Annotated in this window: 13 protein-coding genes; 10 read left to right on the forward strand and 3 right to left on the reverse strand. The window is 64.6% G+C overall.

What is annotated here, in order from left to right; translation table 11 throughout:
- Positions 1-91: 91 nt before the first annotated feature.
- Positions 92-502 (forward strand): hypothetical protein, encoded by a 411-nt coding sequence (locus AC3A4M_RS01580; RefSeq protein WP_498733445.1) that lies wholly within the window; start codon positions 92-94, stop codon positions 500-502.
- Between the two features lie 45 nt (positions 503-547).
- Complete coding sequence (mgrA, locus tag AC3A4M_RS01585) at positions 548-1,585, forward strand: L-glyceraldehyde 3-phosphate reductase (protein ID WP_498733447.1); 1,038 nt, start codon at positions 548-550, stop codon at positions 1,583-1,585.
- On the opposite strand, the gene AC3A4M_RS01590 is transcribed toward mgrA, so the two are convergent.
- A complete protein-coding gene (locus AC3A4M_RS01590) occupies positions 1,563-2,294 on the reverse strand; it encodes a hypothetical protein (RefSeq protein WP_498733449.1) in 732 nt (243 codons plus the stop codon). The two genes, mgrA and AC3A4M_RS01590, sit on opposite strands and share 23 nt — an antisense overlap.
- A gap of 297 nt (positions 2,295-2,591) precedes the next feature.
- Here AC3A4M_RS01590 and AC3A4M_RS01595 point away from each other — a divergent pair, with 297 nt between their 5' ends.
- The 4 genes from AC3A4M_RS01595 (at position 2,592) to AC3A4M_RS01610 (ending at position 7,056) form a co-directional block, all read left to right on the forward strand.
- The gene (locus AC3A4M_RS01595; protein ID WP_498733451.1) at positions 2,592-3,149 is read left to right on the forward strand and encodes a hypothetical protein; all 558 of its coding nucleotides are present in this window, start codon (positions 2,592-2,594) and stop codon (positions 3,147-3,149) included.
- Between the two features lie 62 nt (positions 3,150-3,211).
- Positions 3,212-3,850 carry a TetR/AcrR family transcriptional regulator gene (locus AC3A4M_RS01600; protein ID WP_498733453.1) on the forward strand — a complete coding sequence of 213 codons (639 nt, stop codon included), beginning with the start codon at positions 3,212-3,214 and terminating at the stop codon, positions 3,848-3,850.
- 3 nt (positions 3,851-3,853) lie between these two features.
- Complete coding sequence (locus AC3A4M_RS01605) at positions 3,854-6,472, forward strand: MMPL family transporter (RefSeq protein ID WP_498733455.1); 2,619 nt, start codon at positions 3,854-3,856, stop codon at positions 6,470-6,472.
- An 89-nt stretch (positions 6,473-6,561) separates the two neighbouring features.
- Positions 6,562-7,056: a GNAT family N-acetyltransferase gene (locus tag AC3A4M_RS01610; RefSeq protein ID WP_498733457.1), complete on the forward strand. Its 495-nt coding sequence runs from the start codon at positions 6,562-6,564 to the stop codon at positions 7,054-7,056.
- Here the strand turns inward: AC3A4M_RS01610 and AC3A4M_RS01615 are convergent.
- Positions 7,053-7,367, reverse strand: a complete 315-nt coding sequence (locus AC3A4M_RS01615; RefSeq protein ID WP_498733459.1) for an MmcQ/YjbR family DNA-binding protein — start codon at positions 7,365-7,367, stop codon at positions 7,053-7,055. The genes AC3A4M_RS01610 and AC3A4M_RS01615 overlap by 4 nt on opposite strands.
- A gap of 235 nt (positions 7,368-7,602) precedes the next feature.
- Between AC3A4M_RS01615 and AC3A4M_RS01620 the strand changes: the two genes are divergently transcribed.
- From AC3A4M_RS01620 to AC3A4M_RS01635, 4 genes are all read left to right on the forward strand, one after another.
- Positions 7,603-7,821: a hypothetical protein gene (locus tag AC3A4M_RS01620; RefSeq protein WP_498733461.1), complete on the forward strand. Its 219-nt coding sequence runs from the start codon at positions 7,603-7,605 to the stop codon at positions 7,819-7,821.
- A 162-nt stretch (positions 7,822-7,983) separates the two neighbouring features.
- Complete coding sequence (locus tag AC3A4M_RS01625) at positions 7,984-8,733, forward strand: hypothetical protein (protein WP_498733463.1); 750 nt, start codon at positions 7,984-7,986, stop codon at positions 8,731-8,733.
- A complete protein-coding gene (locus tag AC3A4M_RS01630) occupies positions 8,730-9,974 on the forward strand; it encodes an HNH endonuclease signature motif containing protein (RefSeq protein ID WP_498733465.1) in 1,245 nt (414 codons plus the stop codon). Before AC3A4M_RS01625 ends, AC3A4M_RS01630 begins: the two co-directional genes overlap by 4 nt.
- A gap of 61 nt (positions 9,975-10,035) precedes the next feature.
- Positions 10,036-11,225, forward strand: a protein-coding gene (locus AC3A4M_RS01635) for an IS3 family transposase (protein ID WP_498733467.1) whose coding sequence is annotated in 2 segments (ribosomal slippage) — positions 10,036-10,303 and positions 10,303-11,225 — 1,191 coding nt in all. Because the reading frame shifts where the segments join, the coding sequence is not laid out codon by codon here.
- 351 nt (positions 11,226-11,576) lie between these two features.
- On the opposite strand, the gene AC3A4M_RS01640 is transcribed toward AC3A4M_RS01635, so the two are convergent.
- Positions 11,577-12,926 carry a GAF domain-containing protein gene (locus tag AC3A4M_RS01640; RefSeq protein WP_498733469.1) on the reverse strand — a complete coding sequence of 450 codons (1,350 nt, stop codon included), beginning with the start codon at positions 12,924-12,926 and terminating at the stop codon, positions 11,577-11,579.
- Position 12,927: the final 1 nt, after the last annotated feature.

Consider the following 12,927-nt stretch of genomic DNA (forward strand, 5'->3'; position numbering starts at 1 on the left):
ACCTGCGATTTTACTCTAAAAACAACAACCATTGACATAACAGCCGCGTCTTTCTAAAGTCAAGTATCACTACTTTTAGAAAGGAACGGTCATGGTCACCCACCAGTCCCGCCTAGCAGACCGCCCCGGTCTGCGCAGCCACACGCACCAGGCCTTTTTGCTGCTGCGTACCGTCTTCACCATCGCGCCGATTCTCTTCGGCCTCGATAAGTTCTTCAACGTGATGGTCGACTGGACCACCTACCTGGCCCCCATCGCGACCGACATCATCCCGGTTTCTCCTCAAGCATTCATGTATGCCGTCGGCGTTATAGAAATCCTTGCCGGCATTCTCGTGGCATGGAAGCCGCGGATCGGCTCGCTGGTCGTCGCTGCCTGGCTCGCCGGCATCATCATCAACCTGCTGCTGGTACCCGGCTACTTCGACGTCGCCCTGCGTGATTTCGGACTCCTCGTCGGCGCTCTGGCCCTTAACCGCCTGTCCTCTGACGACAAGCACTGAATTTTCGATTTGAAAGCGACCGGAGGGTAAACGCATGATGGACGAATGACGTTTGAGGCTGCGGGCAACCGCTACGAGAAGATTCCATACCGCCGGGTAGGACGCAGTGGACTGCGGCTCCCGGCGGTTTCTCTGGGCCTGTGGCACAACTTCGGCGACGACAAGCCGTTCGAAACCCAGCGTGCCATCCTGCGCCGCGCCTTCGATCTGGGTGTCACCCACTTCGACCTCGCCAACAACTACGGGCCGCCGGCCGGCAGCGCCGAGACCAATTTCGGCCGGCACATGCGCGAGGACTTCCTGCCGTATCGCGATGAACTCATCATCTCCACCAAAGCCGGCTACCTGATGTGGCCGGGCCCGTACGGCGAATGGGGATCGCGGAAGTACCTGCTCTCCAGCCTCGACCAGTCGTTGAAGCGGATGGAACTGGACTACGTCGACATCTTCTACAGCCACCGGCCGGATCCCCAGACCCCGCTCGAAGAGACCATGGGCGCGCTGGACCAGGCCGTCCGCTCGGGCAAGGCGCTGTACGCCGGCATCTCCTCCTACACACCGGAGCAGACGCGCGACGCCGCACGGATCATGCGCAGACTCGGCACGCCGCTGCTGATCCACCAGCCGTCCTACTCCATGCTCAACCGCTGGGTCGAAGACGGCAGCCCCAACCTGCTCGAAGTCCTCGAGGAAGAGGGCCTGGGCTCCATCGCTTTCTCCCCGCTGGCGCAGGGTCTGCTGACCGACCGCTACCTCGGCGGGATCCCGCACGACTCGCGGGTTGCGCAGAACAAGTCCTTCGCGGCGGACTGGCTGAATGAAGACCGGCTTTCACGTGTCCGTGCCTTGAATCAGATCGCCGCCGGACGCGGCCAGTCCCTGGCCCAACTCGCCATCGCCTGGGTGCTCCGTGAGCAGCGCAAGGGCGGCCAGGTCACCTCGGCGCTCATCGGCGCTTCCAGCGTGAAGCAGCTCGAGGACAATCTCGCCGCCGTCGAGAACCTGGACTTCTCCCTGGAGGAGATCGACATGATCGACCAGTATGCGGTGGAATCCGGCATTAACCTCTGGGCCCAGCAGTAGCGCCAGGCGCGGCGCTTCCGGCGTCGTCGGGCTCTGAAGCCACTGCCACGCCATCAGCCCGCGGGGGCTGCAGCAGGAACGTGTACTTGTCCAGCAACCGGGCCAGCAGATCCAACGCCGCGTCTATGTCCGACGGCGTCGGCATGGCCGAGTGCGGATCCAGCTGGGCGTGGGTGATGTGCTGGTCCACATAGCACTTGATCCCGGCGGTCTTCTCGGTCAGCACGGCTAGGTCCGCGCGCGGCACCGCAGGATTCAGGTGCCCGAACTTCAGCGTGTCTGCCTCTGTCTTGAAAGCAAGATCCAATTCACGACGGCGTTCTTCGGTTGCATCGCCGAGGAACCATTCACGGGTCAGCGCGCTGGGCTCTTCTGCCATCTTTTGCAGGAGCCGCTTGAACGAGCCGGTCCGGCGGTCGCCGTCGACCATGCGCCGGATTCCCAGTGCTGCGTCGCGGTGGTAGAGCATGGCCAGCCAGTTTTGCCCGTCTGGTGAAGCTGCAGCATTGCACCATCCATCGGCACTCTGGAAGCGGCTTTCGGTCTCCTGCTCTGTAGAACCCGCAGTCATCTTCAACCAGATCCGCCGGTTTTCCAGCAGCTCTGTGATTTCATTGGTGATTCGGTCCAGCAACGTAGACCAGTCCGCTGGAGGCTCCCGACGTACAGCCTGCCCCTTTTCCTTCTCCCTGCCGTGAAGTGATGGCATGAAACCATCGTGACAGCTGGCCGTGCCGGTGGGCCAGAGTGGACCCTATCGTGGGGAAGCAATCTCTCAACGCTTGCCTGCCGACATTGAATCCCAATCGTGACCGTAACAGTCCCAGTAGAGACTCGTCGTAGATGACGCTTCACCTATTCTTCTAAGGTCATTCACCCTTTTCTTGATGCATGGCCTTTGTGGTCACTCTGCGAGTCGATTTGGCCGCAGGCGCTACGCGTCCGCAAGAATCGGTAGCGTCAAGGCCGAGAATCTGCCTTGTATTTACTAGGAGCGGTTATCCCTGTGGCAATGGCCCAAATCAGTATCGAAGAATTCAGTGCGGGCACCTGGATACTGGCAACCGTGGTGGGGCTGGCGGTGTGCCTGTGGCAGCCACGGAAGCGTCTGTCGCAACCGCCAAGATACCTGCGGTATGCGCGAAAACTGCTCGCGGGCGCCCTCGGAGCCGTGGTGACCTTCATTGCTGCCAACATCGCTTTCGGAATCTACGTGGTTGCGCATCCGAGGGATCCACGCTGGTCTGATGATGCTCCGCTGTCCGCCCCATCATTGTCGGGCACTCCGATGATCGGACAGCATCTGCAACCGCTCGACTCCGTCATGGACGACGTCGTGGCGAGGATTAACGATGTCCGGGATATTCAACACGCCATTCCCGTTGCTCTCGAATTCTTCGCTGCGGCCGGGTGGGGATGCCTTGCGGTGATTCCGTTGGCACTTTTCGCCCTCGTTGTTCGGAGGAAGTGGCAAAAAGCAGAGTTCGCCCTCTATAAGCGGACCATTGAAGATCTTCAGCAGGAGCTCGACGACGTCAAGCGGTTCGTGAATTACCAGGACTAGAAATAAATAGTGCCTTGTGTGCAACTTTGCATGCTGTGCAAGGTTGGGTTTATCGTAGATGAGTGACATCGGAACAACCACCATCAGCCGACCCCTCCGGCCGGCGCGAGCTGAACAAGCGCGCCACCCGGACCGCAATATCAACGGCGGCGCTTAGCCTCGCCCGCGCCAATGGGCCCGGCGGCTTCACCGTTGACCAACTGGCCGAAGAGGCCGGAATCTCCCGCCGCACCTTCTTCAATTACTTCCCCTCCATCGAGGCTGCGCTCACTCGCCCCGTGGAAGAGTTCCTGGAAGGCGCCTTCGCACAGCTCTATGACCGCCCGGCCGACGAGCCGATCATGGACGCCGTGCTCGCCACCTTGGGCGGGGAAGTGTCCCAGGAACAGATGGCGCTGCTCTGCGAGATTTACGCCATGGGGGAGGACGATCCCCAGCTGGAGCGGATGCAGCTGCAGGTCTGGAATAAAGCCCAGCAGAAACTCGAAGAGGGCCTGCGCGTCCGCTTGCCCCAGTCCGAGAGTGACCTGCTGATCAATTCGCTCGCCGGTGCCCTGATCGCCTGCGGCCAGGCCGCAATGCGGGAAGCCGCTGCCGAAACTTCCGGCCGCTCGCCGGATCCGGGCTCGTTCCAAAAGCATCTGCTGGTGAGCATCGGGATGCTGCGCACCGGCTTCAATTCACTTTCGAAGGACTCCTGACGCATGGCCTCGTTGCTGTATTCCCTTGGCAAGTTCGCCGCCCGCAAGCGGTGGTGGTTCGTCTCGGCCTGGCTCGCCATCATGGTGGCCGTCGGCGGTTCCCTCGTTGCGTTCAGCGGCACGCTGTCCAACAGCTTCACCATCCCCGGCACCCCTGCGCAGGGCGTGCTGGATGAGCTCAAGGAGAAGATGCCGGAGGCCTCGGGTGGCCTCGGCACGATTGTCTTCACCACCGAGGACGGCGCAGCCTTCACCGCCGAGCAGGAAGACGCCATCACCGCGATCTCCCAAGAACTGACGGACAACGACGCCGTCAAGAGCGCCACCGATCCACTCGCCCTACAGACCTCCCTGGACGATGCACCGGAAATGATTGACGACGGCGAAGCCGAGCTGGACGCAGCCAAGCAGCAGCTGGAGGCTGGCCAGACCGAGCTGGACGCCGGCAAGGCTCAGCTTGCACCGGCCCAGCAGCAAATCGAGACCGCCGAGGCGCAGATCCAGCAGCTCGAGGCGGCCGGTCAAACCGCCATGGCGGAGCAGGCCCGCGCCCAGCTGGAGCCGCAGCGCGCACAGCTGGAAGCGGCCCAGGCCCAGTTGGCCGAAGCCGAGCAGCAGCTGGAAGACGGCCGCGCGGAGTACGAGTCCGGCGTCGCCGAGCTTGAAGCAGCGAAACTGCAGCAGCAGTCCTCCGAAGGCCTGCGCTTCGTTTCCGAGGACGGTTCGGCCGCCTTCGTCCAGGTCCAGTTCGAACAACCCATGATGGAGGTCGCCAAGTCCGACCGCGACCAGGTCCAGCAGATCACTGAGGCCGGCCTCGTCCCGGGTCTGCAGGCGGAGTACAGCAAGGACATCGTCGAGGACATTTCGCAGCTCTTCGGCGCCGCGGAGATCATCGGTATCGCCGTCGCCGCAGCCGTGTTGATCCTCATGCTCGGCACGCTTATCGCAGCCGGGCTGCCGCTGCTGATGGCGGTGATCGGCGTCGGTGTTGGCGTCGGCGGTACCATGGCGCTCAGCGGAGTCGTCGAAATGAGCTCCATCTCGCCGGTTCTGGCCCTGATGCTCGGCCTGGCCGTAGGCATCGACTACTCGCTGTTCATCGTCAACCGCCACCGCACGCAGCTGCTCTCCGGCGTCCCGTTGGTCGAATCGATCGGCCGCGCCACCGGCACCTCCGGCAACGCGGTGCTCTTCGCGGGCCTGACCGTGATCATCGCCCTCGCCGCGCTCGCGGTCCCGGGCATCCCGTTCCTGGCCGTGCTGGGACTCGCAGGCGCCGCAACGGTGGCGGTCGCCGTCGTCGTTGCTTTGACGCTGACCCCGGCCATGCTCTCGATCATGGGCAAGCGGATCCTGTCCAAGCGGGCCTGGGCCAAGGCCGGAATGAGCGGCCCCGCCAGTGAAAAAACCGTTCAAACAACGACGGCGGCGCCCGAGTTCCACAACGATCCCAAACGCAGCTGGGGCAAGGCCGTCACCCGTCATCCGTGGCTGTCCTTGGTGGCCGGCGTCGCCATTCTTGGACTCATGGCGGTTCCCGCCGCCGAACTGCGGCTGGGCCTGCCCGACGGCAGCTCCGAACCCGCGGACTCCACGGCATACCAGGCCTACACGCAGCTCGGCGAGAACTTCGGCGAAGGCATCAACGGTCCGCTGATCATCGTGGCGGATCTGCCGGAAGGCCTTGAAGGCACAGCCAAGGACGAGGCCCTGCTGGAGCTGTCGCAGGAACTGCGCGCCATGGACTACGTCTCCGCCGCGGTGCCTACCGGCACCAGCGAGGACGGCCGCACCGCCGTGCTGCAGGTCATCCCGGAGGAGGGCCCGGCGGCGCAGAGCACCGAGGACCTGGTCCATAACCTGCGGGCCGAAGCCGGCGCGCTTGAGGCGAGCACCGGCGTCGGGGTTTCGCTGACCGGCCAGCCCGCCATGCAGATCGACGTCTCGGACAAGCTTGCCGACGCCATGCCGGTCTACCTGGCCATTGTCATCGGGCTCTCGCTGATCCTGCTGCTGCTGGTCTTCCGCTCCATTCTGGTGCCGCTGCTGGCTACCGCCGGTTTCCTGCTGTCGCTCGGGGCGAGCTTCGGCGCCGTCGTGGCGATCTACCAGTGGGGCTGGCTGAGCGAGGTATTCGGCGTCCACCATCCCGGCCCGATCCTGAGCTTCCTGCCGATGATCCTGATCGGCGTGCTCTTCGGCCTGGCGATGGACTACCAGATGTTCCTGGTCTCGGGAATGCGCGAATCCTTCGCCCACGGCGAGGATGCGCGGACCGCGGTGGTCAGTGGCTTCAACCACGGAGCCAAGGTGGTCACGGCCGCCGCGATCATTATGGTTTCCGTGTTCGCCGGCTTCATCTTCTCCCACCTGACCATGGTCCGGCCCATCGGGTTCGCTCTGGCGCTGGGTGTGCTGCTGGATGCGTTCGTGGTGCGCATGACGCTGATCCCCGCGGCCATGCATTTGCTGGGCAAGTCCGCGTGGTGGATGCCGAACTGGCTGGACAAGATCCTGCCGGACGTCGATGTCGAAGGGGCGAAGCTGGTTTCGGGCGGTCCTGCCGCCGCCCCTGCCGACGGCGCCACGGATACGCTTGAGGAAGCAAGCGTCCGCTAACCGCAAGCTGGCATCGCTTGCACGGCGGACGGGGATTTCCGCCCGCCGTTGCAACCTTCCGGCAGGCTCGCCTGGAGATGAGGAGCACTATGCACATTCGCGACGCCACGGCTGACGATTGGCCCGGCATCTGGTCCGTTATGGAACCGATCATCCGGGCGGGGGAGACCTACACGTTGGACCCCGACAGCTCGGAAGAGTCGCTTCGCGCGAAGTGGCTGCATCTGTCCGGCCGGGGCCGCACCTTTGTAGCAATTGACGACGGCGGTGCAGTCACCGGGACTGCCGAGGTCCACCCGAACTATGGCGGTGCTGCGGCCGGGGTTGCTAATGCCGGGTTCATGGTGCACCCGGACCACGGCGGCAAAGGTATCGCGAGGGTGTTGGCCGAGCACGTTCTGGAGCAGGCACGGGCAGACGGCTACCGCGCCATGGTGTTCAACGCCGTCGTTGCTTCCAATGTCAGGGCAGTTCGGCTGTGGCAATCATTGGGCTTCGAAATCCTGGCGACTATTCCGGACGCCTTTGACCATCCCGTTGAGGGGCTGGTGGGGCTGCATGTCATGCACCGGAAGCTGGATTAGCGGGCTTTCCTGACCGTGCCTGCGATGCGGTAGGAATCATCCAGAAGCTCGGTCAGCTCCTCAGCGGAGATCTGCTCCAGCCGCACCAGCACCAGCTCGGGCGAGCGTTCATGATGCGGTGTCCAGAAGAACGTATCCGGGGATGTGCCGGCGAGGGCGTCGCGTTCCCGGGTCTTGACCGTGAGCACGCCCTCCTCCCAAATGCGGGCCATTAACGTTCGCGCAAACCATGCCGGATTGCCCCAGCTGAGTCTCTCGGTGACTCCCGGAAATGACAGGCAGATGCGGCGGACGTCGTCTTCGGATTGCATGGCACCACCTTTGCATGGCGCTGGCTGGAACGTCTACGAACCTGTCCGCCAGACGTTCCGGGCGGTGCCTTTTCAGCTACTGCCGGCTTTGTCCGAGGCTCTGGGTATTTCCCCTGCGCCGACTATTGCCAGTTTGATGGAACGGCGGTCAAATGGAGAAGTCGATGCGGTAGCAGCCGTTTCGCCGAATTCATTGAGGAGGCCCAGCTTGGGGTAGCTGGAGAAGGGATCTGACATGCCGTTCTCTGCTTTGAAACCATCGGACGAGTTTCCGAAAGATCTTTCAACCCTGTCCGAGCCTGATCTGGAGGTTTTGCAGAGGCGTGTTAATGAGGAACTCTTTCGGGAGTGTAATGAACGGCTGGTAGCGGACACTGAAACGATGTTCAGATTCCACGCCGTCGCCCATGAGGTAGCCATCCGCGAAGCCTTTCGCGACCTCAGCGGTCTTTAGCTGCAAACTGCACTTCTACGCGACTGCATGTTCCTGCCGGAGTCCTGCCTGCCGGGCTCGGGAAAACCGGTGTGGAAAAGAATTTTGAAGAGAATCCGTGGAACCCGTCAGACGCTGTGAATAAGCGTCCGTATTGTCACAGCCGGATGATGGACTGAAGTCATGGCAGCGGAAGAGCGTTCGGCACCGGTTTCCGGTTCCCCGGCCCCCGGACAGGAGTCCGCGGGGCAGGAGTCCGGGGCGCAGGGGCTCACGGCGCACGGGTTTACAGTGCGCTGCCTTCAGCAGGGCCGGCCCACGACCGCCGAGCAGCGGCAGGAAGCGCTGCGCAAGGCGTTGGAGCGCCTGGACCTGCATGCTGCGCAGGACCGCAAACGCGGCCTGGCACACGCCCGCGAATACATTGCGGCCGGCAAACCGCCCAAGCACGCGACGATGGCCGGTTACATGGAGGAGATCTACGCAGAGGCCCGCGGCCCGGTCCTGGACCCGCCGACGCTGGAGTCCTACGGCGAGGACCCGCTGGCCGGGCAGGAGGTCCCGGCCCGGGTCGGGGAGCCGGAGCATCTGGGTGCCAGCGCCGGCCTCGATGACTTCGCGGCCTGGGAGCGCGAGGAAGCCTGGGCCAGTTGGCCGCCGTCCGGCCCGTTCCCCGCCAGCTGGGGGCCCGCCGAAGACCTCGAGGGGCTGCCCGGGGACCTGTTCACCGAAACGCACGGGGAGTATTACGCCGAACGCCTCCGCCGGATCACCGCCGGCACCCCGGCCGACTGGTTCAAACTCTTCCACGCCACGCCACCGCCACCGCAACCGCCACCGCCAACAACACCAACCCCGGCGATGCAGCCAACGCCGGTGATGCGGCCGAGGCTAAGACCGCCACCGCCAGCAACGGCAGCAGCAACGCGGTGAACACTGCCGGTACTGCCGCCGCTGGCGCGGCCGACGCCGGGGCCGCGGTCGCCGCTGCGGGCACCGTTCTGGTTGCCGATGCCGATGCCGATGCCGGGGTGCCGGGGTATGAGGGACTGGATTACCGGTCGGCGGTGGAGCAGCTGGCCGCGGGGCGGCGGCTGGCGGCGTGGCTGGACGCGGGCCTGGTGCGCCTGACCCACCGGATCGGGCAAACCGCCGTCGAAGAGCTGCCGCCGCCGGAACCGGGCACACCGTCGCCGGGCCGGGCCGGGCTGGAAGAGCTGGCCGAGCAGTCCGTGATCAAGGAACTGGCCTGCCTGTACCGGATCACGGAGAAGCAGGCCCGCGGCCGGTACGAGACCGCGCAGGAGCTGTGCGAACACTACCCGGGCACGCTGGCCGCGCTCACCGCCGGGGAGCTGGACCTGGAACACGCGGGCGTGATCACCCGGCAGGGCGACACCCTCCCGGACGAGGCGAAACCCGGATTCGAGCAGGCGCTGCTGGGGGAGGCGCCGGATAAAACGCCGGGCGAGCTGCAGTACGCGGCGCGGAAGCAGCGCGAGAAACTGAATCCGGAAACCATCACCGTGCGCCGCGAACGGCAGGAAAAGTGCCGGAGCGTGTATCTGGAGCCGGCGGATGACGGGATGGCGTTCCTGGGCGCGTACCTGCCCGCCGAGGAAGCCTATGCCGCGTACGACCGCCTCACCCAGGCCGCGCGGGGCCTGCAGACCGCGGCGGAGACCCGCACGGTGGGGCAGCTGCGCGCGGACGTGTTCAGCGAGCTGCTCCTGCACGCGGGGATGGAGGCCGGGCCCGCGGCCGGGATCCGGCCCGAGGTCGCGCTGACCGTGCCGGTGTTCACGCTGATGGGCCTGGACGAGGAACCGGCCACCCTGGACGGGTACGGGCCGATTCCCGCCGGCGCCGCCCGGAAACTCTGCGAGGGCGCCACGTCGTTCTACCGGATCCTGACGCATCCCGAGACCGGGACGATCCTTTCCTACGGCAAAACGGTGTACCGGCCGCCGGCGGACCTGGCCCGCGCGGTCCGGCACCGCGACACCACCTGCACGGCGCCGGGCTGCCATGTCCCGGCGAAGGACTGCGACCTGGACCACACCATCGATTACCACGCGAACGGCGGGCACGGCCGGACGGATTTCGGCAACCTCGGCCCGCGCTGCGGGTCGGACCACCGGCTCAAATCCCTCGCCGGAAAGTGGGGAGCCTAGGGATTTCGGACAGTGGACCCTCATAAAATTAGAGGGACTACTGAAATGAGGAACGTGCAGAATGTCTGCATCACAACGACGGTTCACCCAGGAATTCAAGGACGATCTGTGCCAGGAGGTCATCACAACCTCCAAGACGATCAAATCCGTTGCCGAGGAGAACGGCGTCGGGGCCGAGACTCTGCGGACCTGGCTGAAGAAATACCGTAACGCAGGAAACGTGCCCGATGAGGACGAGGCCCTGAACGTTTCCGAACGTGCCCGGCTCAAGGAACTCGAACGGGAAAACCGCGAGTTGAAAGCCGAAGCCGCATTCCTAAAAAAAGCCGCCGCATACTTTGCACGGGAGCCACGGTAGTGGCGAAGTATGAATTCATCGACTCCCAGCGCAACGACCCAGCCGGCACCAGTCCGGTGGTGGAGATGTGCCGGTGGCTTGGCGTTTCCGCGTCCGGTTTCTATAACTGGCTCTCCCGCCCGCTCTCAGCCACCGCGGCCCGCCGGCAGGCGCTCACCGCCCGCGTGCGGCACTTCTTCACAACATCCGACGGCACCTACGGCTACCGGCGGATCCACGCCGACCTGGCCGACGAGGGCACCGGTTGTTCACCGGAGCTGGTGCGCCAGATCATGCGCGATGAGAACCTCATCCCGTGCCAGCCGCGCCCGTTCAGGACCACGACCGAGGCCGATGCCGACGCGGCGGCGAAGATCCCGGATCTGATGAAGAGGGACTTCACCGCGGACCGGCCCGGGACCAAGTTCGTCGGCGACATCACGTATATCCATACCTGGCAGGGCTTCGTCTATCTCGCCACCGTCATCGACTGCTACTCCAAGAAAGTCGTGGGCTGGGCCGTCGCCGACCACATGCGTGCGGAGCTGGTCGAGACCGCCCTGCGTAACGCCGCCGAGACGAGCGTGATCGAGCCCGGTGCGATCTGGCATTCGGACCGCGGCAGCCAATACACCTCCGCCTCGTTCCGCGCCCTGGTCACCGAACTAGGCATGCGGTCCTCGATGGGCCGGACCGGGGTCTGTTGGGATAACGCGATGGCCGAATCCTTCTTTTCCGCGCTGAAAAACGAGCGTGTTTATCGCACGGTCTACGCGACGAAGACCCAGGCTCGCAGGGACGTCATCCGCTACATCGAGGGCTTTTACAACTCCCGCAGAAGGCACTCCGCACTCTATTACCGGTACCCCAACGACGTCCACTACAGTTACCAGCAGCCAGCCCTGGCCGCATAGGAAACCGCTAATTCCGCTGTCCGAAATTCGCTAAGCAGCCCAAAGTCACCCAGACCAGGCCCGGCGAATTCACTACCACCCCGCCCGGGAACCAGACCTACACCACCAGACCCGGCGATACCGGCGCCGGACCGCCCTCCTTCACCGACCGGGTCCTCGATACGCTGCCCGACGACTTCCGCCGCCGCCTCAAACGCAAAAGACCACCACCACCGGAACCACCCGACGACGAAAAAGAACCACCATTCTGACCAATGGGGAAGCGGCGGGAGTTGGCTCGGGACAGGATCTGTCAGATGCTGTCGGACGCGGACGCGGACTCCTCTTCGAAGCCTTTGGCGATCTCACCGGTCAGCTGCGGAGAGTTCGATCCAGTAATTCGATCCGAGCACGGAAGGTAGAGCATCGGGGATGCGAAGGGCCGAGCAGACGCTCCAGAGCGTCAACGGCGCCGGCATCGCCCGAGCCCATGTCCGTGGCTAGCCACCGGCTGATCAGTTCGGCTGAGCCGCTGGCGCGTACGGCGGCGCCGACAGCAAGGTTCAGTTCCTCGCGCAGGAGTTCCACGCAGAGCAGACTTGAGCGGGGGAGCAATGGCGCACCATAGGCATCAAGCGCCTCTCGCACGTTGCCTTGGCGCAGCAGTTCCATCACCTGACGGGCATCCGATCCCCGTTCCGTCAGCCCGATCAGCCTGTACGGCGTGGAAGCGACGACATCGCCGAGCGCACCTCGGATCCGGTGCATTTCTATGCGGACCGTCGAGGGCGTTCCTGTATCGCCGTAGAGCTCGAACGCAAGCTCGTCCGCGCTCCAGCCTTGGCGGCGGGAATCCAACAGTGCCAGGATTTCGGCCCGTCGCAACGTCAGCGGAACCTGCGAGCCATCGGCTAGTACTGCGGCAGGCCTGTCGCCCAATAGTTCCAGCTTCACGCCTGCAGATGATTGCGGCGCCGTCGGCGGGCGGGAACCCTTGCGGCGCTCCGGTGGGGCGGAAGTGGTAGCCCGCACGCCGCCGTCGTGCTTTGCCAGCAGTTCCTCGGCCACCCGGACGGCGCAGCGCACCATGCGCAAACTGTCCGTGGTCAGCGTGTCCAACGGTCCGGAAACATCCAGCACTCCGAGGATGCGGCCGGTTCGCGGATCCCGGATCGGCGCCGCTGTGCATGCCCATTCGTGGTGGGTGCGGACGAGATGCTCGGCAGAGAACAGCTGGACCGGAGCGCCCGTGGTCAGGGCCTGGCTGATGGCGTTGGTGCCGATGCCGGCCTCGGACCAGTCCGCGCCCTCGATAAACTCCAGCGAGTCAGCCCTGCGCAGCACCGAGGGACTGCCGATCCGCCACAGCACCTCGCCCTGGGCATCCGTAATGATGAGCAGGTGGCGGCCTTCAGAACCTTCTTCGGCCAGCAGGTCTGAGAGCGCTGGCAGCGTTGTCTGGAGACGGTGGCCGCGGCGTAGATCGGCGACGTCGGCCGGATCGTGCAGATGCCTGGGGCTGTGCTGGTCCGGGTCGATGCCCAAGGCCATGGAACGCCGCCACGAGTCGACCACAACGGAAGGAATTTCGGGACGGTGGACCCCACCGATGACCTGCTCGTGTGCGGTGCGCAGCAGCCGGGCGTACTCACGCGGCGCAGTGAAACGCAGCCCAGGCTCCAAGGCGGCACCCGTATTTGGATAGGGCGGGCTTGCAGGCAAC

It is taken from the genome of Arthrobacter sp. Soil_C_60 (assembly GCF_057656375.1).

Excerpts from the sequence above, each read along its gene's own strand:
- AC3A4M_RS01580 (WP_498733445.1), top strand. The coding sequence starts at position 92 with ATGGTCACCCACCAGTCCCGCCTAGCAGACCGCCCCGGTCTGCGCAGC.
- AC3A4M_RS01605 (WP_498733455.1), top strand. The coding sequence starts at position 3,854 with ATGGCCTCGTTGCTGTATTCCCTTGGCAAGTTCGCCGCCCGCAAGCGG.
- AC3A4M_RS01625 (WP_498733463.1), top strand. The coding sequence starts at position 7,984 with ATGGCAGCGGAAGAGCGTTCGGCACCGGTTTCCGGTTCCCCGGCCCCC.
- AC3A4M_RS01615 (WP_498733459.1), bottom strand. The coding sequence starts at position 7,367 with ATGCAATCCGAAGACGACGTCCGCCGCATCTGCCTGTCATTTCCGGGA.
- mgrA (WP_498733447.1), top strand. The coding sequence starts at position 548 with ATGACGTTTGAGGCTGCGGGCAACCGCTACGAGAAGATTCCATACCGC.
- AC3A4M_RS01590 (WP_498733449.1), bottom strand. The coding sequence starts at position 2,294 with ATGCCATCACTTCACGGCAGGGAGAAGGAAAAGGGGCAGGCTGTACGT.
- AC3A4M_RS01620 (WP_498733461.1), top strand. The coding sequence starts at position 7,603 with ATGCCGTTCTCTGCTTTGAAACCATCGGACGAGTTTCCGAAAGATCTT.
- AC3A4M_RS01610 (WP_498733457.1), top strand. The coding sequence starts at position 6,562 with ATGCACATTCGCGACGCCACGGCTGACGATTGGCCCGGCATCTGGTCC.